Origin of the sequence: Actinoplanes sichuanensis, assembly GCF_033097365.1 — a bacterium.
Taxonomy (GTDB): domain Bacteria; phylum Actinomycetota; class Actinomycetes; order Mycobacteriales; family Micromonosporaceae; genus Actinoplanes; species Actinoplanes sichuanensis.
Map to the genome: position 1 here is coordinate 279,957 of NZ_AP028461.1, position 21,954 is coordinate 301,910.

At 70.8% G+C, this 21,954-nt stretch carries 21 protein-coding genes; 8 read left to right on the plus strand and 13 right to left on the minus strand.

Annotated elements, in window-relative coordinates; translation table 11 throughout:
• Positions 1-21 precede the first annotated feature (21 nt).
• Entirely contained in the window at positions 22-1,428 is a 1,407-nt protein-coding gene (locus tag Q0Z83_RS01145; RefSeq protein ID WP_317791875.1) for an amidase family protein, read from the plus strand.
• 9 nt (positions 1,429-1,437) lie between these two features.
• Here Q0Z83_RS01145 and Q0Z83_RS01150 read toward each other — a convergent pair whose 3' ends face one another.
• Positions 1,438-1,848, minus strand: coding sequence for a MarR family winged helix-turn-helix transcriptional regulator (locus tag Q0Z83_RS01150; protein ID WP_317791876.1), 411 nt, complete (start codon positions 1,846-1,848; stop codon positions 1,438-1,440).
• 107 nt (positions 1,849-1,955) lie between these two features.
• Between Q0Z83_RS01150 and Q0Z83_RS01155 the strand changes: the two genes are divergently transcribed.
• From Q0Z83_RS01155 to Q0Z83_RS01170, 4 genes are read left to right on the plus strand one after another with little or no spacing between them, the layout of a single operon-like run.
• Positions 1,956-2,840 (plus strand): SDR family oxidoreductase, encoded by an 885-nt coding sequence (locus Q0Z83_RS01155; protein ID WP_317791877.1) that lies wholly within the window; start codon positions 1,956-1,958, stop codon positions 2,838-2,840.
• On the plus strand, positions 2,840-3,712 hold the full coding sequence (locus tag Q0Z83_RS01160; protein WP_317791878.1) for an amidohydrolase family protein: 873 nt from the start codon (positions 2,840-2,842) through the stop codon (positions 3,710-3,712). Before Q0Z83_RS01155 ends, Q0Z83_RS01160 begins: the two co-directional genes overlap by 1 nt.
• Positions 3,709-4,167, plus strand: coding sequence for a MaoC family dehydratase (locus Q0Z83_RS01165; RefSeq protein WP_317791879.1), 459 nt, complete (start codon positions 3,709-3,711; stop codon positions 4,165-4,167). The genes Q0Z83_RS01160 and Q0Z83_RS01165 overlap by 4 nt, the downstream gene beginning before the upstream one ends.
• The gene (locus Q0Z83_RS01170; RefSeq protein ID WP_317797401.1) at positions 4,167-5,654 is read left to right on the plus strand and encodes an acyl-CoA synthetase; all 1,488 of its coding nucleotides are present in this window, start codon (positions 4,167-4,169) and stop codon (positions 5,652-5,654) included. Before Q0Z83_RS01165 ends, Q0Z83_RS01170 begins: the two co-directional genes overlap by 1 nt.
• On the opposite strand, the gene Q0Z83_RS01175 is transcribed toward Q0Z83_RS01170, so the two are convergent.
• The gene (locus tag Q0Z83_RS01175) at positions 5,632-6,384 is read right to left on the minus strand and encodes an SIR2 family NAD-dependent protein deacylase (RefSeq protein WP_317791880.1); all 753 of its coding nucleotides are present in this window, start codon (positions 6,382-6,384) and stop codon (positions 5,632-5,634) included. The two genes, Q0Z83_RS01170 and Q0Z83_RS01175, sit on opposite strands and share 23 nt — an antisense overlap.
• Positions 6,385-6,464: 80 nt before the next feature.
• Between Q0Z83_RS01175 and Q0Z83_RS01180 the strand changes: the two genes are divergently transcribed.
• Positions 6,465-6,680 (plus strand): hypothetical protein, encoded by a 216-nt coding sequence (locus Q0Z83_RS01180; RefSeq protein WP_317791881.1) that lies wholly within the window; start codon positions 6,465-6,467, stop codon positions 6,678-6,680.
• Positions 6,681-6,729: 49 nt separating this feature from the next.
• Here Q0Z83_RS01180 and Q0Z83_RS01185 read toward each other — a convergent pair whose 3' ends face one another.
• A complete protein-coding gene (locus Q0Z83_RS01185) occupies positions 6,730-7,503 on the minus strand; it encodes an alpha/beta fold hydrolase (RefSeq protein WP_317791882.1) in 774 nt (257 codons plus the stop codon).
• An 88-nt stretch (positions 7,504-7,591) separates the two neighbouring features.
• Between Q0Z83_RS01185 and Q0Z83_RS01190 the strand changes: the two genes are divergently transcribed.
• Together Q0Z83_RS01190 and Q0Z83_RS01195 are read left to right on the plus strand one after the other, a co-directional pair.
• Entirely contained in the window at positions 7,592-9,244 is a 1,653-nt protein-coding gene (locus Q0Z83_RS01190; protein WP_317791883.1) for a GMC oxidoreductase, read from the plus strand.
• Positions 9,241-10,671 carry a flavin-containing monooxygenase gene (locus tag Q0Z83_RS01195; protein ID WP_317791884.1) on the plus strand — a complete coding sequence of 477 codons (1,431 nt, stop codon included), beginning with the start codon at positions 9,241-9,243 and terminating at the stop codon, positions 10,669-10,671. The genes Q0Z83_RS01190 and Q0Z83_RS01195 overlap by 4 nt, the downstream gene beginning before the upstream one ends.
• 5 nt (positions 10,672-10,676) lie before the next feature.
• Here Q0Z83_RS01195 and Q0Z83_RS01200 read toward each other — a convergent pair whose 3' ends face one another.
• From Q0Z83_RS01200 to Q0Z83_RS01245, 10 genes are all read right to left on the minus strand, one after another.
• Entirely contained in the window at positions 10,677-11,471 is a 795-nt protein-coding gene (locus Q0Z83_RS01200; protein ID WP_317791885.1) for a hypothetical protein, read from the minus strand.
• A gap of 12 nt (positions 11,472-11,483) precedes the next feature.
• The gene (locus tag Q0Z83_RS01205; RefSeq protein ID WP_317791886.1) at positions 11,484-11,798 is read right to left on the minus strand and encodes a type VII secretion target; all 315 of its coding nucleotides are present in this window, start codon (positions 11,796-11,798) and stop codon (positions 11,484-11,486) included.
• Positions 11,795-12,517 (minus strand): YbaB/EbfC family nucleoid-associated protein, encoded by a 723-nt coding sequence (locus Q0Z83_RS01210; protein WP_317791887.1) that lies wholly within the window; start codon positions 12,515-12,517, stop codon positions 11,795-11,797. The genes Q0Z83_RS01205 and Q0Z83_RS01210 overlap by 4 nt, the downstream gene beginning before the upstream one ends.
• A 17-nt stretch (positions 12,518-12,534) precedes the next feature.
• Entirely contained in the window at positions 12,535-12,897 is a 363-nt protein-coding gene (locus Q0Z83_RS01215; protein WP_317791888.1) for a hypothetical protein, read from the minus strand.
• A gap of 203 nt (positions 12,898-13,100) precedes the next feature.
• Entirely contained in the window at positions 13,101-14,786 is a 1,686-nt protein-coding gene (locus Q0Z83_RS01220; RefSeq protein ID WP_317791889.1) for a putative bifunctional diguanylate cyclase/phosphodiesterase, read from the minus strand.
• A complete protein-coding gene (locus tag Q0Z83_RS01225; protein ID WP_317791890.1) occupies positions 14,783-16,231 on the minus strand; it encodes a PAS domain-containing protein in 1,449 nt (482 codons plus the stop codon). The genes Q0Z83_RS01220 and Q0Z83_RS01225 overlap by 4 nt, the downstream gene beginning before the upstream one ends.
• Positions 16,232-16,292: 61 nt before the next feature.
• The gene (locus Q0Z83_RS01230; protein ID WP_317791891.1) at positions 16,293-17,507 is read right to left on the minus strand and encodes a globin domain-containing protein; all 1,215 of its coding nucleotides are present in this window, start codon (positions 17,505-17,507) and stop codon (positions 16,293-16,295) included.
• A 12-nt stretch (positions 17,508-17,519) separates the two neighbouring features.
• Positions 17,520-17,945: an RrF2 family transcriptional regulator gene (locus Q0Z83_RS01235; RefSeq protein ID WP_317791892.1), complete on the minus strand. Its 426-nt coding sequence runs from the start codon at positions 17,943-17,945 to the stop codon at positions 17,520-17,522.
• Positions 17,946-18,035: 90 nt separating this feature from the next.
• Positions 18,036-19,430: a family 43 glycosylhydrolase gene (locus Q0Z83_RS01240; RefSeq protein WP_317791893.1), complete on the minus strand. Its 1,395-nt coding sequence runs from the start codon at positions 19,428-19,430 to the stop codon at positions 18,036-18,038.
• Positions 19,431-19,441: 11 nt separating this feature from the next.
• Positions 19,442-21,931, minus strand: a complete 2,490-nt coding sequence (locus Q0Z83_RS01245) for an alpha-L-arabinofuranosidase C-terminal domain-containing protein (RefSeq protein WP_317791894.1) — start codon at positions 21,929-21,931, stop codon at positions 19,442-19,444.
• Positions 21,932-21,954: the final 23 nt, after the last annotated feature.

Here is a 21,954-nt window from a genome sequence, read left to right on the forward strand (position 1 = left end):
CCTCCCTTCCTAAGGACCGAAATGGACGTCACCCACCTCACCGCCACCGAGATCGCCGCGGGTGTCCGCGATGGCCGCCTCACCGCGGCCGCCGTCGTGGAGGCGCACCTGGCCCGCATCGAAGAGGTGAATCCGCAGGTCAACGCGGTCACCGTGGTTCTCGCCGACCGGGCGCGGGAGGCGGCGGCCGACCTCGACGCCCGGATCGCCGACGGGCAGGCGCCCGGGCCGCTGGCCGGCGTGCCGATCACCGTGAAGGAGAACATCGACCTGACCTGGTCGGCGACCACGTCCGGGCTGCCTTTCGCGGCCGGCGACGTCCCGGCCGCCAACGCGACCTTCGTCGACCGGCTGCTGGCGGCCGGAGCCATTCCGGTCGGGCGCGGGAACATGCCCGACATCGGGCTGCGCTGGGACACCGACAACGACCTTTACGGGCGTACGGCCAATCCGTGGGACCCGGCCCGGGTGCCCGGCGGCTCCAGTGGCGGCGACGCGGTCGCGGTCGCCACCGGGATGGCCGCAGCCGGGCTCGGCAACGATTACGGCGGTTCGCTGCGGCTGCCCGCCCACGCCGCCGGGATCACCGCGTTGCGGCCCTCCGCCGGGCGGGTCGCCGCACCCGGACGCGGGGTCGAGCCGCTGCCGCTGTCTCTTCAGCAGATGGCGGTCAACGGTCCGCTGGCCCGTTCGGTGGCCGACCTCGACCTGATCTTCGGGCTGATGCACGGCGCCGACGACTTCGACCCGCTGTCGGTCACCGTCGAGCACCCCGCGGGGTACGACGGCCCGCGCCGCGTCGCCGTCACCGTCGACCCGGCCGGCTGGGGTGAGGTCGACCCCGAGGTGGTCGCCGCGATCAGGTCGGCCGCCGGGGCGCTGGCCGCCGCCGGCTGGGCGGTCGAGGAGGTGGAACCGCCCGCCGTGGACCGGTGCGCCACCCTCTGGCGGCAGCTGTCGTCGACCGAGAACGCGCCCATGCTGCTCACCCCCGGTGTCTTCCCGGGGCCGCTGTCCGAGGGCACGGTCCGATACTTCCGGGACAACATCGCGGACGTGCGGTTGCTCGACACGTCGGCCGCCTACCAGGGCGCGTGGGCGGAACGGTTCGTGCACGCGGCGGCGTGGCTGGCGTTCCACGTGCGGTACCCGATCGTGCTCGGGCCGGTCACCACCCGCCCGATGCCGGAGATCGGCTACGACCTGAGCGGCCCGGCCGCGGCCACCGCACTGTGGAAGGCCCACCGTCTCCTGGTCACCGCCAACTTCCTGGGTCTGCCCGCGGTGGCCGTGCCGACCGGGGTGTCCGGCCGGCGGCCGCTCGGCGTCCAGGTGATCGCCCGCCGGAACGGCGAGCACATCGCCCTGGCCGCGGCCCGCGACATCGAGGCCGCCTTCCCGCCGATCACCCCGGTCCGCCCGGCCTGACCGCCGGTTTCAGGCCATCGACTGCCAGGCCGTGATCAGGGACTGACGGAAACCGGCCGCCTGGTCCTCGGTCAGCTTGGTGATCATGCGGGACTCCAGGTCACGGACCGGGGCGTCGACCGCCGCGAGCAGCGCCCGACCTTCGGCGGTGAGGTGGATGAGCAGTTCGCGGCGGTTGGCCGGGTTGCGTTCGCGGCGGATCAGGCCGCGTGTCTCCAGGGCCCGGACCAGATCGGCGGTGGACTGGGCGGTGACGAACGAGTCGCGGGCGAGCTGGGCCGCGGACAGGCCGTCGTGGCGTTCCAGGACGGTGAGCGCCGTGTACTGGAGCGCGGTGATGCCATGCCCGCGGACCACCTCGTCGAGACGGGCGCGCACCGCGAGTTCGAGCTGTTTCACCAGGTAGAGCAGTGATGGCATGGGCGGCAGATTACACCATTGACAGGAAACCTGATCGTCATCCAGGATCAGATCAACAGGATTCCTGTTGATTGAGGAACCGAAAAATCCGTGAGAGGTTGATGAGCATGGATCTGACCGGCAGGGTGGCCATCGTGACCGGCAGCGGTCGCGGGCTCGGTCTGGCCTACGCCGAGGCGCTCGCCGCGGCCGGCGCGTCAGTCGTCGTCAACGACGTGGACCAGGCGGCGGTCGACGCGGCGGTCGCCCGGATCGGCGGCGACACGGTCGGCGTCACCGCGGCGGTCGGTGACACCGCGAGCGCCGAGAAGCTGGTGAACGCCGCGGTCGAGGCGTTCGGCAGGCTGGACGTGCTGATCACCAACGCCGGCATCCTCCGCGACCGGGTGCTCTGGAAGATGACCGACGACGACTTCGACGCGGTCGTCAACGTGCACCTGCGTGGCACCTTCACCTGTGCCCGGGCCGCCGCGATCCGGATGCGCGAGCAGGGCACCGGCGGCCGGATCATCCTGATCGGCTCACCGGCCGGGCAGCGCGGCAACTTCGGGCAGACCAACTACGCCGCCGCCAAGGCCGGCATCGCCGCGATGGCCCGCACCTGGGCGCTCGAACTGGCCCGCAACGAGATCACCGTGAACGCCGTGATCCCGATCGCCGCCACCGAGATGACCAAGACGATCCCGGCGTTCGGGCCGGTCATCGAGGAGGCCGAGCGCACCGGTACGCCGTACCCGGCCTGGCTGCGGCACGACGAGGGCCTCGGCACCGTGGCGGACGTGACCGGGCTGATCACGTTCCTCGCCTCGGACGCCTCGAAGGGCATCACCGGGCAGGCGATCGGCATCGGCGGCGACAAGCTGGCGCTGTGGTCGCATCCGGCGGAGAAGTCCGTCGCGTATGCCGAGGGAGGCTGGAGCGCCGACGCGATCGAGGCGTCCTGGGGCTTCGAGCAGGAGACCTACGGCATTCCGGCGCCCAAGGGGAAGTGATGGACACGTCGAATCTGGTCGCCATCGACGTCCACACGCACGCCGAAGTGGGTCGGGACGGCCGGTCGTCGCTCAGCCCCGAGCTGCTCGGCGCCTCCGCCGACTACTTCCAGGCGCACGGGCACCGCCAGCCGACGATCGACGAGACGGCCGACTACTACCGGGAACGGAAGATGGCCGCGGTCGTCTTCACCGTCGACGCCGAGCACGCCACCGGCCACCCGCGGATCGCCAACGAGGAGATCGCCGAGGACTGCGCGAGGCACCCGGACACGCTGATCCCGTTCGCGAGCATCGACCCGCACAAGGGGGGAGCCGGTGTCCGCGAGGCCCGGCGCCTGGTCGAGCGGTACGGCGTACGCGGCTTCAAGTTCCACCCCAGCATCCAGGGGTTCGCCCCCGACGACCGGCTCGCCTACCCGCTCTACGAGGCGATCGAGGAACTCGGCGCGGTCGCCCTGTTCCACACCGGGCAGACCGGCATCGGCGCCCGGGTCCGCGGCGGCGGCGGAATCCGCCTGAAGTACTCGAACCCGATGCTGATCGACGACGTGGCAGTCGACTTCCCGGACCTGCGGATCATCCTGGCCCACCCGTCGTTCCCGTGGCAGGACGAGGCGCTGGCCGTCGCCACCCACAAGGAGCACGTGCACATCGACCTGTCCGGCTGGTCGCCGAAGTACTTCCCGCCGCAACTGGTCCGGTACGCGAACAGTCTGCTCCAGGACAAGGTGCTGTTCGGCTCGGACTATCCGGTGATCACCCCGGACCGCTGGCTCGCCGACTTCGAGAAACTCGACGTCAAGGACACGGTCCGCCCGAAGATCCTCAAAGAGAACGCCCTCCGCCTACTTTTCCGGGAGTTGAGATGACCACCACCGTGACCGGCCTCGACGGACTCAAGAGCCTCGCCGGCAAGGACCTCGGCCACAGCGACTGGCTGGAGATCACCCAGGAGCGGGTGAACACGTTCGCCGACGCCACCGGTGACCACCAGTGGATCCACGTCGACGTGGAGCGGGCCAAGACCGGGCCGTTCGGCGCCCCGATCGCGCACGGCTACCTCACGCTGTCGCTGGTCATCCCGCTCTTCACCCAGCTGCTGCAGGTCGAGGGCATCTCGATGGGCGTCAACTACGGCTTGGAGAAGGTGCGGTTCCCCAGCCCGGTGAAGGTCGGCGCGCGGATCCGGCTGGCCGCCTCGGTGGTCGGTGTCGAGGACGTGGCCGGCCCCGGCGTGCAGAGCACGTTCGACTTCACCGTCGAGGTCGAGGGCTCGGCCAAGCCGGCCTGTGTGGCGCGCCCGGTCTACCGCCACTACGCGTGATGCGTAACGCCGGGCTGGGGTCATGGCCGGCGCGCCGGGCGGCGATGTCACCCGGGGTGACCGCCCTGATCTTCGGGGAGCGGCGTACGACGTACGCCGAACTGTATGAACGCACCTCGCGCCTGGCCGCGGCCCTGCGCGCCGCCGGGGTCGGCCCGGGCGACCGGGTCGCCTACCTCGGCCCCAACCATCCGTCGTTCGTCGAGACGATGTTCGCGACCTGGATGCTCGGCGCGATCTTCGTCCCGCTGAACTTCCGGCTCACCCCGCCGGAGGTCGACTACCAGTTGCGGCACAGCGGGGCGGTCGCGCTGATCTCGGCGGGTGAGGTGCAGACCGAGGTCGGCCTGCACGTGCGGCTGGCGGACCTGGAGGGGTTCCTCGCGTCGGAACCCGCCGAGATCGAAGAGCCGGCGGGATTGGACGACGTCGCCTGCATCCTCTACACCTCGGGGACCACCGGGCACCCCAAGGGGGCGATGCTCACCCACGGCAACATCATCTGGAACTGCTACAACCTGCTGGTCTGCGTGGACGTCGCCAGCGACGAGATCACCCTGGTCAGTGCGCCGCTCTTCCACGTCGCCGCGCTCAACCAGTGCCTGCTGCCCACGTTCCTCAAGGGCGGCACCTCGGTGATCATGCCGGGCTGGGACGTCGACGGCTGCTTCGACGCCATCGCCGAGCATCGGATCACCTGGATGTTCGGCGTCTCCCAGATGTTCGCCGGACTCAGCCGGTCACCGCGCTGGCCGGACGCCGACCTGACCTCGGTGCGCAGCCTGATGACCGGCGGCGCGCCCGTCCCGGAAGCGCTGATCCGTGCCTACCAGGAGCGTGGGCTGGCCTTCTGCCAGGGTTACGGCATGACCGAGACGGCACCCGGCGCGACGTTCCTGGAAGCACGGGAGAGCCGGGCGCATATCGGTTCGGCGGGGCTTCCGGTCTTCTTCGCGGAGGTACGGGTGACCCGCCCCGATCTCACGCCGGTGGATCCCGGCGAACCCGGGGAGGTGCTGGTCCGCGGCCCGAACGTGACTCCGGGGTACTGGAACGACCCGGCGGCCACCGCGGCCGCCCTCACCGACGACGGCTGGTTCCACTCGGGTGACCTGGCCGTCGTCGACGAAGCCGGCCACCATCGGATCGTCGACCGCACCAAGGACATGTACATCTCCGGCGGCGAGAACGTGTATCCGGCCGAGGTGGAGGCGGCCGTCTTCGAGCACCCGGCGGTGGCCGAGGTCGCGGTCGTCGGTGTGCCCGACGAGAAGTGGGGCGAGGTCGGCCGGGCCTTCGTGGTGCCGGTGTCCGGCGCGTCGCTGACCCCGGCCGACGTCCCCGAGTTCCTGTCCGGCCGTCTCGCCCGGTACAAGATCCCGGTCTACGTCGACGTCGTCGACGACCTGCCGCGCACCGGCTCCAACAAGGTCCGCAAGGGCCCGCTGCGGGACCTCCCGCTGCCTACTCCGGCCAGGCCGCTTTGACCAGCTCGGGCAGCACGGTCGCCGCGGTGCCGTACAGGTTGATCGTGGCGACCGTGTCCAGCGGCGTCGGCTGCGGGTTCACCTGGATCACCGTGCCGCCGAACATCGACGCCACCTTCGGGATCTCCGCCGCCGGGTAGACCACCCCCGACGTGCCGACCGTCAGCAGCACGTCGCACTCGGTCGCGGCCTGGACCGCCTCCTCCAGGGCCTCCTCGGGCAGCGCCTCACCGAACCAGACGACACCGGGCCGGATCGCCCCGCCGCACCCACAGCGCGGCGGGGCCAAACGGCGTCCCCCCTCCGGCTCGTCGGCCGGACCCGGCTCGGCGGGCCGCGAACAGGCCGCGCAGCGCGGTGTGAACAGGCTGCCGTGCAGGTGGATCGGCGCCCGCGAACCGGCGCGTTCGTGCAGGTCGTCGACGTTCTGCGTGACGACGACGGTGTGCGGGGAACGGGCCTGGATGGTGGCGACCGCGTCGTGCCCGGCGTTCGGCCGGACCCGCTGGATCAGGCTGCGGCGCCACTCGTACCAGCCCCACACCAGATCCGGGTCGTCCTCGAAGGCCCGCGGGGTGGCCAGCGCCTGCGCGTCGTACCGCTCCCAGAGGCCGATCAGGGCGTCCCGGAAAGTGGGCACGCCGCTCTCCGCGGAGATACCGGCGCCGGTGAACACCACCACCCGCCGCGCCCCGGCCAGTGCCTTCGCCGCCTCGCGCACGTCAACCATCGTCGCCCCCCAGCCGTATCCACCAGCACGAAAGAGTGTCCCAGAGTCCATTCCGCCGCTGGTTCGTTGATCGGTCGAGTATGGAGGTGCTGTTGCCGTCGTCCAACCGGGATAACGCCCGCCGCCGCCTGCGTCACGCCGGCGACCGCCTGCTGACCGTGGTCGGCGACTGGACCGCGCCGGGGGAGCGGCCCGCGTTCTCCGACACCGGCATGAGCACCCTGGTCCGCACGGTGACCCTGGCCGCCGCAGCCGTCTTCCTGATCGCGATGCTGATCATCTGGCTGGTCCGCTGACCCCGACCCGCCCCCGCGTGCCGATCCCGGCGACGGCGGACGAGTGCCGTCAGGTCAGCAACGCCGCGCAGGCTGACGGGTCGTCGGCGAAGGGCAGGTGGCCGCAACCCGGCAGGGTGACGTGGCGAGCGTTCGGGAGTCGGGTGCGGGCGCGGCGGGACTGGGGGAACGGGAGTACGGCGTCCCGCGTGCCCCAGGCGATCGTGACCGGGATGGTCGTCTGATCGTACGCCTGAGGTCGAAGGTCGGCGAAGGCGTCGCGGGCCGCGGCGAAGCCGGGCGCGGTGGCCAGAGCGCGTGCCGCGGACACCGCGTCGGCCGGGTCGAGGCGGCGCGGGCGGGCGTAGAAGAGCGAGCAGAACGCGGCCCGGCCGGCCGGTGCCGCCATGATCGCGGGCAGGCGGGCGTCGAGGCGGCCGGCGACGACCCGGGCCGCGGTGACGACGCTCTGGCACCAGCGGCGGCCGGCGCCGGTCCAGAAGCCGATCGGGGCGAACGCGGTGACCGCGGTGGCCCGGCCCCGGCGGCCGAGTTCCAGGGCGATGCCGCCGCCCAGGGAGCTGCCGGCCACCTCGAAGGCGGTGATGCCGAGCCCGTCCAGGAACGACTCCACCCGGTCGGCGAGGTGGGCGACCGAGCCCGCGTGCGGGGCCGGTGGCCAGAGCGGGGACTCGCCGAATCCGGGCAGGTCCAGGGCGATCACATCGCGGCGGGTGGACACCTCGGCCACGATCGGCGTCCACACCTGACGGTGGCTGCCCAGTCCGTGGATCAGGACCAGCGGTGGGCCGGATCCGCGACGTTCGTACGCCAGCTCGGTCATCGGTCTTTTATGAAGCCGTTTCGCGCTTTGCGCAAGACCCGGAAACGCGTTGTTGACATGTTGCCAATAAGGGTGTGATGGTACGGCGATGTCGTACGACTACGACGTCCTCGTCATCGGCTCCGGGTTCGGTGGCAGCGTGACCGCGCTGCGCCTGACCGAGAAGGGCTACCGCGTCGGCGTCCTCGAAGCCGGTCGCCGATTCACCGACGACCAGTTCGCCCGGACGTCCTGGCGCCTGCGTGACTACATCTGGGCGCCCGCCCTCGGCTGCTACGGGATCCTGCGCCTCACCCTGCTGCGCGACGTCATGATCATGTCCGGGGTGGGGGTCGGCGGTGGGTCGCTCGGTTACGCGTGCACCCTCTACGAGCCCCCGGACGCGTTCTTCGCCGACCCGCAGTGGGCGCACGTCACCGACTGGAAGACCGAGCTCGGCCCCTACTACGACCAGGCCAGACGGATGCTCGGGGTGACCGTGAACCCGGTGCTGACGGCCTCCGACGACGCGCTGCGGGCGGTCGCCGAACAGATGGGTGTCGGGCACACGTTCCGGCCCACACCGGTCGGTGTGCTCTTCGGTGACCAACCCGGCGCCGCCGTGCCCGATCCGTTCTTCGGCGGGGTCGGACCGGACCGGCGCACCTGCACGATGTGCGGCTCGTGTATGACCGGCTGCCGCACCAACGCCAAGAACACCCTGGTCAAGAACTATCTGTACCTGGCCGAGAAGGCCGGAGCCGAGGTGCACGAGCGGACCACGGTCAAGGTGGTACGGCCACTGCCCGACGGCGGCTACCGCGTGGACACCAACCGGCGACGGTTCACCGCCGAGCAGGTCGTCTTCGCCGGTGGGGCGCTCGGCACCCAGCGGCTGCTGCACCGGATGCGCGACCGGGGGCACCTGCCGCACGTCTCGCCTCGGCTGGGCGAGCTCAGCCGTACCAACTCGGAATCGATCCTCGGCGCCCGGACGCGCCGCCGAGACCGCGACTACACGCACGGCGTCGCGATCACCTCGTCGATCCACCCGGACCCGGTGACCCACGTCGAACCCGTCCGGTACGGCCCCGGCAGCAACCTCCTCGCCCTGCTGGCCACCGTGCTCGTCGACGAGGGCCGCCCCCGGCTGTGGCAGGCGCTCAAGCAGCTCGCCCGGGCGGGCCGTGACCTGCGGCTCTACGCCTCCCCGCGGAACTGGTCGAAGGAGACCATCGTGCTGCTGGCCATGCAGCCGCTGGACAACTCGATCACCGTGCACACCAGGCGCGGCCTGTTCGGGCGGCGCCTCACCAGCCGGCCCGGCATCGGCGAACCCAACCCGGTCTGGGTGCCGGCCGCGCACGACGTGGCCCGGCGGGTCGCCGCCCAGGTCGACGGGGTGGCGACGGGTGCGTTCACCGAACTCGTCGGACGGCCGGTCACCGGGCACTTCATCGGCGGCTGCGCGATCGGGTCCACCGCCGAGACCGGGGTCGTCGACCCGTACCACCGGCTCTTCGGCCATCCCGGCCTGCACGTCATCGACGGCTCGACGGTCGCCGCGAACCTCGGCGTCAACCCGTCGCTCACCATCACCGCGCTGGCCGAGCGGGCGGTGGCACTGTGGCCCAACGCGGGTGAGGACGACCCTCGGCCGCTCACCGGTTACACGCCGGTGACCCCGGTCGCGCCGCGCAACCCGGTCGTCCCGGCGACCGCGCCCGGCGCGTTGCGACTCACCCTCGGAAGGCGGCCATGACCAGGATCGCGATCATCGGCGCCGGGTTCGGCGGGGTGGCCGCCGCCGTCGAGCTGCTCGGGGCCGGATTCGGTGACATCGTGATCCTGGAGAAGGCGGACCGGGCCGGCGGGGTGTGGCGCGACAACACGTACCCCGGCTGCGCCTGCGACGTGCCGGCACCGCTCTACTCGTTCTCGTTCGCCCTCAACCCGGACTGGTCCCGGCGCTACCCGCCGCACGACGAGATCCTCGCCTACCTGCAGCGCGTCGCCGACGAGAAGGGTGTCACGCCGCTGATCCGGTTCGGCGCCGAGGTGGCCGCCGCCGACTGGGACGGCGCCCGCTGGCGGATCACCCTGACCGGCGGTGCCACCGTCGACGCGGACGTGCTGATCCCGGCCGTCGGCCAGCTGTCCCGCCCGGCGATCCCGGCCCTGCCCGGCGCCGACACCTTCGACGGCGTGGCCGTCCACACCGCCCACTGGTCGCCCGAGGTACCGGTCGAGGGCCGGCGGATCGCCGTGGTCGGCACCGGTGCCAGCGCCATCCAGCTGGTCCCCGCGATCGCCGGCACGGCCGCGCACATCACCGTCTTCCAGCGCACCGCGCCCTGGACGGTGCCCAAGCCCGACCGCCGATACGGCCGGATCCGTCGCGCGCTGTCCCGCCGGGTGCCCGCCGTCATGCGGCTCTCCCGCGGCGCGACCTGGATGCTCACCCTCGTTCCGGGCGCCGCGCTGCACGGCAACCGGGTGGTCAACGCCGGGGTCCGCGGCTACGCCTGGATCCAGCGCCGCTGGCAGGTCCGCGACCCGTCGTTGCTGGCCAAGGTCACCCCCGACGAGCCGATCGGCTGCAAACGGCTGCTCTTCACCAACGCCTGGCTGCCCACCCTGTCCCGCCCCGACGTCGACCTGGTCACCGAGAAGATCGTCACGGTCACCCGGACCGGCGTACGCACCGCCGACGGCGTCGATCACCCGTGCGACGTCCTCGTCTACGGCACCGGCTTCGCCGCCACCGAGTTCCTCGTCCCGATCCGTGTCACCGGTCGCGACGGCCGCCTGCTGTCCGACGAGTGGAGCGGGGGCGCCCACGCCTACCTAGGCCTGGCGGTGCCCGGTTTCCCCAACATGTTCCTGGTCTACGGCCCCAACACGAACACCGGCAACACCTCGGTCATCTACTTCCACGAGGCCCAGGCCCGATGGATCGCGCAGGCGGTGCGGTCGGTCGCCGCGGGCGACGATCTGGAGGTACGGCCAGAGGTCGCCACCACCTACGACACCGAGATCCAGTCCCGCCTGTCCACAAGCGTCTGGACGGCGTGCCAGTCCTGGTACCGCACCACCACCGGCCGAATCGTGACGAACTGGCCCGGCAAGGCCAAGGAGTACCACCGTCGGACCAGCACCCTGAACCGCACCGACTTCCTACCCCGCTGACCGGCCTACCTTTCCTTGAGCGACCAGTCGGCGTCGCCGTCCTTGACCGTCGCGTCGCCGTACAGCCCGGTGTTCGCCTTCGGCCAGGCGCCGGCCGGGAAGCTGGACGGGTCGACGGCGTCACTGTGCAGCGCGATCATGGTGTTGGCCTGTGCGCCAAGGAATGCTGCCAGCGCGGTCACGGCTCCGGCGATCACCATGACGTTCACGATGCCCTCCTCAACGAAGATCATCGCGCCGATCTCGGAGAAGATGACCGAGGCGAACGCTCCGGTGGCCGCGGTGCAGGCGATGATGAGCTTGGCGATCACCGCGGCCAACGCCAGGTAGAAGGCCAGTCCGGCCGCGGCGCTGATCATGAGAGCCCCCGAGGCGTTTCCGGAGATCGACCCGACCCGTGCCGCGGCAGCAGACTGGGCCTGCGCGAGGGCGAGGTAGGCGTCTCGGCCTTTACCGGTCCAGTCGGTGTCGTCGACGACGAGGTTCTGCGAGCCGAGGTCGGTCGCCACACCGTTGGCCGCCCCTTTGAGGTCCATCCAGCGGAAGGCGTCGTAGAACATGACGACCGGCGCCACCATGCCCTTGAGGAGGTCCCCGATGAAGGCGAGGATCTCCCGTCCCAATTCCACGGTCTTCTGGCCGATCCATCTGATCATGTCGCCGATGGGCGGGGGCACCCACCACTGATTCGCCGCACGATCCGCTGCCGGTCCGACCTCGGCGAGTTCTGCCTCCAGCGTCCTCGTGCCGGACTCGATCTCGGCCATGACGGCCTCGTACTGGGCAAGGCTGAACTCCATGGCCGGCTCCTTTCAGTAGATGTCGCGAATCCGGTGCTCGCCGAGGCGGTCCTCGGCCTCGTAGATGTCCGCCGCGCGGCGGAGGGTGGCGGCGACCTCCACCATGGCGGCCGCGCCCTCCCCGCAGCGAGCCGAGACCGCGTTGATCACGTCGTTGTAGGCGCCGACCATGACCTGGAACAGGCCGGCCTCCACCCGGTTGAACTCGAATTCGGCGGCCGTGGCGCTGACGATGCGCAACTGCTCGCCCTGGACGTCCCACTGAGTGGCTTCGGTTCGGAGCGCTTCGCAAGCAATGTGGACCTCGTCGGGAGTGGGCTGGCTCATCGCTCCCCGCCCCTGTCCGAAGCCCTGTCCGTGAGGGTGGCCAGCGCGGCCAGGGCATCTCCGATGAGGGCGTCGGCCTCCCGTAGCCCCGGCTGCGGCGAGGTGAGGTGGCGGCGCGCCTGCCGGACCGCGTGCGAGAGGGCAGCGGCTATCGCGTCACCTCGGCGGTGGCGTGCCCAGCCCTCGTCGATCACACATCCGGCCAGCCCGCCAGGCGACAGTCGCACGCTGACGCGTCCACTGTCGTTCGATCCGTCACCGTCCGCGGTCGACGGCTGGGACGTGTTTCGCCGGGTGTCCTGGAGCAGGCGCAGGATCCGCTCGCCCAACTCCAGGTCCTCATCAGGGGCGCGCTGCGTTCGCGGCTGCTGCGCCGGCGAGTTCATCGGCATCGGGCGGCGTTCCGGAGCCTCGTGGGCATCCCGCTGCCGCCACCAGCCGCTGCCGTCCAGACGGTCACACCAGATCCGGTAGGCGCTCCGGACCGCGTCGGTGTTCGCTTCCAATACCGCGTCGGCGAGTGACCCGGCGTCGAGGCGGTCCTGCCAGCGGTCACGGATGTGGATCTGGAGGGGTAGCCGGTCCGGGCCGATCACGATCCGTACACACCCGCTCGCGTCCACACCCTCGGCGCTCTTCGGAGCTGCGGTGTGCGCCACCGAGGCCAGTCGCTCCAGCTCCTCGGCACGTCGCTGGAGCCCCTCCAGACGCCGCGTCATCTCCGGGTGCATCTCCCTCAGCGCTCCTGACGTTCTGGCTTGGCGGCCAGAACCGCCCGGCCGGTCAGACCGAGCAGCACGGCCGCCTGGGCGGGCAGATATCCGGCGCCGCTCGTCACGACTCCGGAAACGAAGAAGCAGAACGCCAGAACGGCCGCCGAGACCATGGCCAGCACCAGCAGGTAGCCGAGGGGTCTCCGATAGCTGCCGGCTGCCCCACGGCGTAGGGCCACCAGGCCGAACGCGGCTAGAATGATCGTCACGACGGCCAGAGCGATGACTCCGGTCCTCCCGAACGGGGTGGCTGCTGCGAACTCGCCGCTTACTGTCACGATCGCAGCGGTCCCCGCCATCCCGACCGCAGTCAGGATGAAGAGCATCGCCGAAGTCCAGGCTCCCACCCGGGTGGCACCGCTCGTCGATCTGTTCACACCGTCGCTCCTCACTCGTACGGCGGCTGCACCGTCTACATCGGTACACACCCGTCGGGCGCATCGAGTTCAGTGTGGGCGGTGTCGTACCGCTGACATGCCGAAGGCCGCACGGTCCGGGGCGGATCGTGCGGCCGGTGAGCCGAACGGTTTCAGGCGGAGACGAGTGGGGTGGTGGGCAGGCCCGGGAGGGTGGGGATGACGTCCGGGGGCTGGGGGCGGTTCAGGCCGAAGCCCTGCAGCAGGTCGACGCCCGCGGTGGTCAGGTCTCGGGCGGTGGGCTCGTCCTCGACGCCCTCGGCCACCACGGTCAGGCCCAGGGCCTTCGCGATGGCGATCACCGAGTCGATGATCGTGGCGTGGGCGGGGGAGTCGTGCATGCGGATGACGAAGCTCCGGTCGATCTTCAGTTCGTCGATCGGGAGTTTCGGGAGCAGGCCCAGTGACGTGTAGCCGGTGCCGAAGTCGTCGATGGCGACCCGGATTCCCCGGGCCCTCAGCTGGGCCAGTTGGGCGGCGACCTGTTCCTGGTTGGTGAGGACCGCGGTCTCGGTGATCTCGACGGTGAGCATGGTGGCCGGCACCTGCTCCAGGTCGAGCAGGGTGAGGATGGTGTCGACGGCCCGGTCCTGGGCCAGGTAGGCGGGCGGCAGGTTGACCGACACCGGCAGGTGGTGGCCCTGCGCGTGCCAGACGGCGGCCTGCCGCAGTGCCTCGGCCAGCACCCAGTCGGTCAGTTCCAGGATCACGTCGGAGCGTTCCGCGTCAGGCAGGAAGACACCCGGTGGCAGCAGTCCGCGCTGCGGGTGCTGCCACCGGACCAGCGCCTCGGCGCCGTGGATGATCCGGCTTCCGGCGTCGTGCAGCGGCTGGTAGTGCAGGCGCAGGTGGCCGGCGCGCAGACCGGTCCGCAGTTCGGTGAGCTGCCGCAGGTCGACCCGCTGGTTGGTGTCGAGTTTCGGGGTCCACTCGACGACGCCGGTGCGCTCGTGTTTGGCGCGGCGCATGGCGGCGGCGGCCCGGCGCATCAGCACCGTGACGTCGTGGTGGTCGGCGTGGCTGATGCCGATGCTCGCCTCGACGCTGATCGGCAGGCCGTCGACCGGGTGTGGACCGCGGATGCCGGCGGCCAGGCGGCGGCCGACGCTCTGCACGGTCTGGCCGGCCGGCAGTTCGGAGAGCAGCACCACGAACTGGTCGCCGTCGAGGCGGGCGGCCATGTTCCCGGCGCCCCGGGCCGCGCCGAGGGCGGTGGCGACCCGGTGCAGCAGGGTGTCGGCGCCGTGGTGGCCGAGCACGTCGTTGGCGTCCTGAAACCGGTCCAGCCCCAGGTGGACGACGGCGACCAGGGTGCCGGCGTCGAGGCGGCGCCGGCCCTCGGCCAGGATGGTGGCCCGGTTCGGCAGGCCGGTCAGCGGATCGGTACGGGACAGCTTCGCGAACCGGCCGGCCATCGCGGCGAGCAGGTCGACGATCGGCGCGATGCCGTACCGGCCGTCCGGCCAGCAGACCAGGACCGGTTCCTCGCGTTCGGCGGCCGGGCGGGCCAGGGCGGCCTCGGCGGCGGTCTCGATGTCGGTGTCGGCCGCCAGTTCCAGTCCGTGGCCACCGGCCAGATCACCGGCCGTGCACGGCGCGGCCGCCCGGGCGCGGTCGATCATCGCCCGGCTGACCAGCCGGTATCCGTCCTCGGTGGCGACGATCACGCCGGGTACGAGGTGATCGGCTTCGAGCCCGGCGATGATCTCCCGGATCGGGGTGCCGGCCGGGAGCGGGGTCATCGGGATGCCGATCACCCCGAGCTTGCGGGGCAGGTAGGGGCCGCCGGTCGCGGTCATGCCGGGCCGTCCAGCCGGAAACAGGAGATCCCGATCTCGTCGGTGCCGTGCGGGCGCAACCGGACCAGCAGGCGGCCCTCGTGGCCGGCCAGGACGCTGTCGGTCCGTTCGCGGCGCAACGCGGTCCGCCACATGTCGAACAGCGCTTCCTGATCCTTCTCGGTCACCAGGTGGGCGAGCTCGGCGACCGGCTCGGGCCCGGCGGGAACCGTCGCGGACAGTACGGCGAGCCGGTCCACCAGGTCGGCGAGGTCGTTGCGGACGGCTTCCAGATCGAGTTCGGTGCTGCGTTCCAGGGTCCGGTCGAGCAGCATGCCGTCCCAGACGACCGCGCCGTCGGCCTCCCGGTGCGGCCGGGACATCCCGCACAGCCAGCGCCGGGTGCCGTCGTGCCGGATCACGCTGCCGCGCCAGTCCCACGGTTCCAGGGTCAGTGCCGACGCGGCGACGCTGGCGGCGAACGAGTCCCGGTCCTCCTCGGCGATCATGTCGATCACCTGGGCGGCCGACTCGACGATCTGGTCCGGGTCGAGCTGGAAGATCTCCCGGCAGCCGTCCGAGACGAAGGTGAACGACGACTCGCCGGTCGGTTCGGCGCGGAACTGGTAGAGCATGCCCGGCGCGTTGTTGACGGTGTTCCAGAACCGCTGCTCGCCGGCCGCGATCACGTCGGCGCTGCGCCGCCGCTGGGTGTCGTCGATGGCGATCGTGCACACCCCGTAGACGGAGCCGTCCGGGTCGGTCAGCGGCACGCGGGTGACCAGGTACTGCCGGATCTCGTCACCGAACGGGACCTCCTCCAGCACCGTCTTGGCGACCCCGGAGTCGATCACCTCGGCGTCGTTGGCGCGCCCGACCGCGGCCACCGAAGCGGACACCAGGTCGGCTTCGGCCCGCCCGACCATGTCGGCCGCGGTGACCTGGAAGATCCGCTCGTACTCGCCGTTCACGAACAGGTAGCGGCCGTCCAGGTCCTTGGCCGAGATCATCGCCGTGGTGTGCTGCAGGATCGCGCTGATCAGCGTGTTGCTGCGCTGGAGTTCCTGCTGGGCGCGGTGCCCGTCGGTCTGGTCGGAGACGAAGGCGGCGAAACCGTCCTCGGCGGCGTCGACGTTCATCGAGATGCGCAGTTCGGAGCCGTCGCGGTGCAGCGCCGGTACCTCGATCGGGTGACCCAGGCCGCCGCTGTCGCCGCCGACCAGCCGGCGGGCGAACCCGGCGCTGTGCGCGGACCGCAGCGCCGGCGGGATGATCGTGTCGGTGAGACGGCGGCCGACGATCTCGTCGCGGGTCCAGCCGAAGAGCTTCTCGGCGGCCGGGTTCCAGTCGCGGATCACCCCGGCGCGGTCGACCTGAAGGTAGGCCAGCGCCGAGGCGTCCACGGCACGGTCCCGGAGGCCGGCCGCCGGCGGGGCGGTCATCTGAGGGGCTTCGACGGTGAACACGCCCCGCTCTATCGACCCGGCGGCGTCCGACTTGAGAGACCGGACGGAGAGCGGGCCCTGGTCAGACCCCGGCCGGGGCCGGAGCCGGCCGCCACTGCTCGGAGCCGAACACCTCGTACCGGATCCGATCGTCGGAAACGCCGCGCAGATGCAGCCCGGACCGGACCGCCTGCATGAACGGCGCCGGCCCGCACAGGTAGACCTCGGCGTCCGGGTGGACCGGGATGAGATCGGTGTCGATCAGGCCGGTGAACGTGTCCGGCTCCCCGGACGGCTGCTCGTACCAGTACAGGCTGCGGAACGCGCGCAGTCGGGCCCCGTTGGCGTTCATGTCGGCGCGCAGCGGATGCCGGTCGGGGCTGCGGTCGGCGTGCACCGCGGTCACCTCCCGGGTCGGCTGGGTACGCGCCACGTGCTCCAGGATCGAAGCCATCGGGGTGACCCCCACCCCGGCGCTGACCAGGAGCAGCGGCGAGTTCCCGGGGCGCAGGGTCAGATCGCCGTACGGCCGGCTGATCCGCAGCGTGTCCCCGGCCGCGACGTGCTCGTGCAGGTAGCCGGAGACCACCCCGTCCGGCGCCCCGCCCACCCCGCGCACCCGCCGCACGGTGATCCGCAGCGTCCCGCCGGTCGCGGCCTGGGACAGCGAGTACTGCCGCAGCTGCCGGCCGGCCCCCGGCAGATCGGCGGCGACCGTCACATACTGCCCGGGGTGGAAGCCCGGCGCCTCCCCGCCGTCCGCCGGGACCAGCACGAACGACACGGTGTCGTGGGCCTCGGCGATCCGCTGCGCGACGGTGAACTCCCGCCACGGGTCGGCGCCGTCCACCCCGGCCTCGGCGTAGATCCGCGCCTCGCGGCCGATCAGCCGGGCCGCGAACAGCCAGTACACCTCGTCCCAGGCGGCCGCGACGGGTGCGGTGACGGCGTCGCCGAGCACCGTGCCGACCGCGCCCAGCAGGTAGCGGCCGACCATCGTGTACTGCTCGGGACGGATGCCGAGGGCGCAGTGCCGCTGCGCGATCCGCTCGACGATGTGCTCGAACGCCGCCCCGTCCGGGCCCGCGCCGATCAGGTGCATGGCGTACGCCGCGACCGCCCCGGACAGCGAGCTGCGCTGCTCACCGGTGGCCTGGGCGCTGCGGCTGAACAGGTTCAGCAGCTCCGGATTCTCGCCGATCATCGTCTGGTAGAAGACGTCGGAGATCTCCTCCAGGTGCTCGCCGACGACCGGCAGGGTGGCCTCGATGATCGGGGCGCTGGATGCGGACAGCATGCGGGATCTCCTCTACGAGAGGGTGAGCAGGACCTGGCGGACCGGTGGGGCGGTCAGGTCGCCGATCGTGATGGGGTCGAGCGAGGCGTAGAACGCCTCCTGTGCGGCTCGGAGCGCCCCGCGCAGCCGGCAGCCGGCGTTGAGCGGGCAGGGGATGTCCCCGCCGCACTCCACCACCTCGGTGTCGCCCTCGAGGTCGCGGACCAGGCCGCCGACCGACGCCCCGGCGGCGCCGGTCGCGAGCCGGACACCCCCGTTGCGGCCCCGGACGGTCGTCAGCAGGCCGAGGTGCTGGAGCCGCTGGACCACCTTGGCGAGGTGGCTGCGGGGCACCGCCACGGCGGAGGCCAGCCCGTCGATGGTGAGCAGATCCTCGGGGCGGGCGGCGGCGAGCATCAGCACGCGCAGGCCGATATCGGTGGAGCGATTCAGTCGCACGGGTCGACCCTACTAAAAGAGGAATCTGATAGTCCTCTTTTGAGCCTTAAATCACGGGGAGGACGGCAGGCGTCCTCCCCGTGCGCGGAACTAGCTCAGCCTGAACACGGTGGCCTTGGCGGACACCGTGAGCGAGCCGTTGCGGTGCTGCAGGAACCGGCCCGGCGCGACCCGGATGGTCACGCCACCCTTGACCGCGATCCGGGTCACCGGCGTGCCGGTCGTCCCGAGAGTCACCGTCGTACCGCTGACCACCAGCGACTTCGTGGGCTGGTCGACCGACTGGACGGTCTCGGTGCCGTCGGCCGCCGCCACGAACCGGAACTGGGTCAGCTCCAGTTCCCGCGGCGCGTGGTCGACCTGGACCGCGTCACCGACGTGCTTGACGAACGAGCGCGGCCGGTCCGACGGCGACAGGCGCACGATCGGCCCGCCCGAACCGACCGGGATGCCGAACAGCGGCGTCCCGTCCTCGTGCCAGTACAGCTTCTGCACGCGGGTGTGGCGGTTGGGGTCGTACAGCGGGTCGCCGGTGATCTGCTTGTAGTCCCGGGCGTGGTAGACCAGCACGTCCGTCCCGTCCGGGGTCACCGTGAACGAGTTGTGCCCCGGCCCGAAACGCTTCGTCGCGTCGTTGGTGACGAAGATCGGGTCCGGGCTCTTCTCCCAGCTGGAGCGGGAGAGCAGATCCGAGGAGGCCGACGCGGTGAGCAGACCCATGCAGTAGTTCGAGTCGGTGGCGCTGGCCGAGAAGGTGATGAACACCTTCCCGTTGCGGATCAGCACGGCCGGACCCTCGTTCACCCGGTAGCCGATGATCTCCCAGCTCCGGGTGGGCGTGGCGATCCGGGTCGGTTTGCTCTTCAGCGTCCACGGGTTCGCCATCTCGGCGATGTAGAGGCTGGTGTTGACCGCGATCTCCGGCTCGCTCTGCGCCCACACCAGGTACTGCCGCCCGCGGTGGGTGAAGCTGGTGGCGTCGAGCGTGAAACCGTCCCACTCGGTGGCGAGCTGGCCCTTCAGCACCCAGCCGGCCGGGTCGCGCGGGTCGTCGAGCGCCGACTCCATCACGTAGGTGCGGATCCGGAAGACCTCACCGGCGTCGCCGGCGGCGAAGTAGATGTACCACTTCCCGCCGATCCGGTGCAGTTCCGGCGCCCAGATGTGCCCGCCCATCTTCCCGCTGGTGGGACGGCGCCAGATGACGCTCTCCTCGGCGGTGGCCAGACCTTCGATGGTCGGGGCGCCCCGGACGACCAGGCGGTCGTACTCGGGCACCGAGCCGGTGAAGTAGTACTGCCCGTTCACCGGCTTGGTGATCCAGGGGTCGGCGCGCTGGCTGATCAGCGGATCCACGGTGGGCACGCCGTAGATCTCAGCATCGCTGGGCAGGGCGACCGGCTGCGGGGCACCCTCGGCGCCCACGGGCAGGACGACGGCCATGGCACCCACGGCGCCACCCGCCAACACGGTTCGTCGGTTCATGAGCGGGCCCCTTACCGGGTCTTGATGCGGAGGAAGGTGACCGAGTTCGCCGGGAACTCGCGGGTGAAGACCGAGGAGACGCCGTGCACGGTCGAGGTGACCGGCTGGATCGGCTCCGCCGAACGGGTGTTCAGCTCGCCCGGGTCACCGGTGATCACGGTCTGCTTCGCGGTACGCGCCACCTTGCGCCCACCCAGGTCGATCTTGGTGACCGCCGGGGTGTCCTGCGCGTTGACCACCTTGACGATGATCTCGCCACGCTTGGTGTCCTCGGTGACGACCTGTGCGAACGGCTCGGTGACCGCGTTGTCGTCGAACGAGCCCCACTCCACGCCGTCCAGGATCAGGGTGACCTTCGTACCCCGTACCTGAATCTTGAGGTCGTAGGTCTTGCCGGTCGTGACGGTGTTGGGCTTGGTGAGGATCTGCTCCTTGGCGGACGTGATCCCCTTCTCGACGGCGCCCTGCGTGTTGTTCCAGCCGCCCAGGTTCCACCAGTAGAACTGGCCGGTCTCCTGGATGCCGAACGCGACCAGGAAGCCCTCGGCGCCGGCCGTCTTGGTGGCCTTCAGCGTGTAGTCGTAATCGGTCTCGCCGATCGTCGCGGCCTTGACCATGGTGTCCTCGGTGTCCGTGGTCGTCTGGGTGTAGGCGCCGTTGGCCACCGCCCAGTTGCCGCGGTTGGTCACCGAGGTCCAGCCGGCGGCGTCGCCGTCGTTGAAGTCGTCGCTGTAGAGCACGGTGCCGTCCGGCCGGGTGACCTTGACGTCGTCGTAGACCGCGGCGGTACGCCAGGTGGAGAGCCCGATCGCGCCGGTGATCGGCTTGGGCTGCAGCACGTTGCCGGTGGCCGACGACGGCAGGACCCTGTCGCCGACGTTGTTCATGAACAGCTTCTGCACCTGGTAGCTGGTGGAGCCCCACGACTCGTCGTTGTCGAACCAGATCATGTCCGGCTTCCACTGCACGTTGTCGATGTTGGCGAGCAGCGGCGCGTAGGACGCCATCTTCACCACGTCGGCGTTGCGCTCCAGGCCGGTCATGTACGCGGCCTCGGCCAGCGAGTTGTACAGCTTGTTGTCCAGCGACGCGTATTCGCCGAGGAAGACCTTGGGGCCGTTCCGGTCGTACGAGTCATAACGCTTGTTGTTCTGCAGGAACCATGCCGGGCTGTTGTAGTAGTGCTCGTCGACCATGTCCGAGCCGTGCGCCTTGTTCTTGGCCCACAGGTTCTCGAAGGTGCTGCCCTGGTCGTCCGGGCCGGAGTTGCTGACCACGGTGATGTCCGGGTACTTCGCCTTGATCGCCGACTCGAACTTGAGGAAGTTCGCCCAGTACTCGTTGGGCAGGTTCTCCTCGTTGCCGACCGCGACCGTGGTCAGGTTGAACGGCTTCGGGTGCCCGGAGTCGGCCCGCAGCTTGCCCCAGGTGCTGGTGACCGGCCCGTTGGCGTACTCGATCAGGTCGAGCGCGTCCTGGATGTGCCGCTGCAGCAGCGCCTCGTCGACGGTCGCCCGGTTCTGACCACAACCGGTCACCAGGGCCGGCAGCACGGGCAGCGGCATGGCGCCGATGTCCTCGGAGAACTGGAAGTACTCGTAGTAGCCGAGGCCGTAGGTCTGGTTGTAGCCCCAGAAGTTCTTGTTGGTGGCGCGCGTCTCGACCGGGCCGACGGTGTCCTTCCACTGGTAGGACCGGGCGCGCGGGTAGTTGTTCGCGGCGTCGTAGGCGTACATGCTGCCGGTGTTGACCAGACAGCCGCCGGGGAAGCGGACGAAGCCGGGCTTCAGGTCCTCGACCTTCTCGGCCAGATCCTTGCGCAGGCCGTTGGCGCGTCCCTTGTAGGTGTCGCGCGGGAAGAGCGAGACCTCGTCGAGGCGGACGCTTGACGAAGCGGCGACCGAGAGCCGGGCGACGTCGCTGGTCGCGGTGGCGCGAAGAGTGCCGCTGTACTTCTTCCAGGTGTCACCGGAGACGGCGACACTGATCGGCGCCGAGAGGGTGGCCCCGCCCGCGGTCAGTAGCGTGACCTGCAGCGACGTCGGCGCATCCGAGCGCGCCCAGACCGAAAAATCGTACTTGTCGGATTTTCGGACGGCGAGGCCGGTGTTGTAGCCCGCGTTGGTCAGGCTCGCCGCGCCGGTGACCGCGAGGTAGTTGCGGTTGCGGTCGTTGAGCCGCTGCCCGTCGTTGGTGACCGTGGCCGACCCGGTGACGGTCCAGCCGGTCAGTCCGTTGTAGCCCGACGCGTCGGTGGAGTTGAACTCGAACGAGCGGTTGCGGACCAGTTCGGCGTAGAGACCGCCGTCGGCCGCGTAGTTGATGTCCTCGAAGAAGACGCCGTACATGGACTTGGGGATGGCCGCGCCGGTCGACGACGGGTCGACCGTGATGGTGTAGTCCGGCTCGACCGCGTGGGCGGCGACCGGAGGCGAGACCGCGAGCGGGAGCGAGACCAGAACGGCGGCCGCGCCCGCGAGGCGGTAGGGGATTTTGCGCATGAGGGGTCCTCCGGTGCGGATCG

Coding starts and splice junctions, on each gene's coding strand:
- Q0Z83_RS01155 (WP_317791877.1), top strand. CDS start 1,956: ATGGATCTGACCGGCAGGGTGGCCATCGTGACCGGCAGCGGTCGCGGG.
- Q0Z83_RS01205 (WP_317791886.1), bottom strand. CDS start 11,798: ATGAGCCAGCCCACTCCCGACGAGGTCCACATTGCTTGCGAAGCGCTC.
- Q0Z83_RS01190 (WP_317791883.1), top strand. CDS start 7,592: ATGTCGTACGACTACGACGTCCTCGTCATCGGCTCCGGGTTCGGTGGC.
- Q0Z83_RS01195 (WP_317791884.1), top strand. CDS start 9,241: ATGACCAGGATCGCGATCATCGGCGCCGGGTTCGGCGGGGTGGCCGCC.
- Q0Z83_RS01240 (WP_317791893.1), bottom strand. CDS start 19,430: ATGAACCGACGAACCGTGTTGGCGGGTGGCGCCGTGGGTGCCATGGCC.
- Q0Z83_RS01170 (WP_317797401.1), top strand. CDS start 4,167: ATGCGTAACGCCGGGCTGGGGTCATGGCCGGCGCGCCGGGCGGCGATG.
- Q0Z83_RS01175 (WP_317791880.1), bottom strand. CDS start 6,384: ATGGTTGACGTGCGCGAGGCGGCGAAGGCACTGGCCGGGGCGCGGCGG.
- Q0Z83_RS01230 (WP_317791891.1), bottom strand. CDS start 17,507: ATGCTGTCCGCATCCAGCGCCCCGATCATCGAGGCCACCCTGCCGGTC.
- Q0Z83_RS01150 (WP_317791876.1), bottom strand. CDS start 1,848: ATGCCATCACTGCTCTACCTGGTGAAACAGCTCGAACTCGCGGTGCGC.
- Q0Z83_RS01220 (WP_317791889.1), bottom strand. CDS start 14,786: ATGACCGCGACCGGCGGCCCCTACCTGCCCCGCAAGCTCGGGGTGATC.
- Q0Z83_RS01210 (WP_317791887.1), bottom strand. CDS start 12,517: ATGACGCGGCGTCTGGAGGGGCTCCAGCGACGTGCCGAGGAGCTGGAG.
- Q0Z83_RS01200 (WP_317791885.1), bottom strand. CDS start 11,471: ATGGAGTTCAGCCTTGCCCAGTACGAGGCCGTCATGGCCGAGATCGAG.
- Q0Z83_RS01245 (WP_317791894.1), bottom strand. CDS start 21,931: ATGCGCAAAATCCCCTACCGCCTCGCGGGCGCGGCCGCCGTTCTGGTC.
- Q0Z83_RS01145 (WP_317791875.1), top strand. CDS start 22: ATGGACGTCACCCACCTCACCGCCACCGAGATCGCCGCGGGTGTCCGC.
- Q0Z83_RS01185 (WP_317791882.1), bottom strand. CDS start 7,503: ATGACCGAGCTGGCGTACGAACGTCGCGGATCCGGCCCACCGCTGGTC.
- Q0Z83_RS01180 (WP_317791881.1), top strand. CDS start 6,465: ATGGAGGTGCTGTTGCCGTCGTCCAACCGGGATAACGCCCGCCGCCGC.
- Q0Z83_RS01165 (WP_317791879.1), top strand. CDS start 3,709: ATGACCACCACCGTGACCGGCCTCGACGGACTCAAGAGCCTCGCCGGC.
- Q0Z83_RS01160 (WP_317791878.1), top strand. CDS start 2,840: ATGGACACGTCGAATCTGGTCGCCATCGACGTCCACACGCACGCCGAA.
- Q0Z83_RS01215 (WP_317791888.1), bottom strand. CDS start 12,897: ATGCTCTTCATCCTGACTGCGGTCGGGATGGCGGGGACCGCTGCGATC.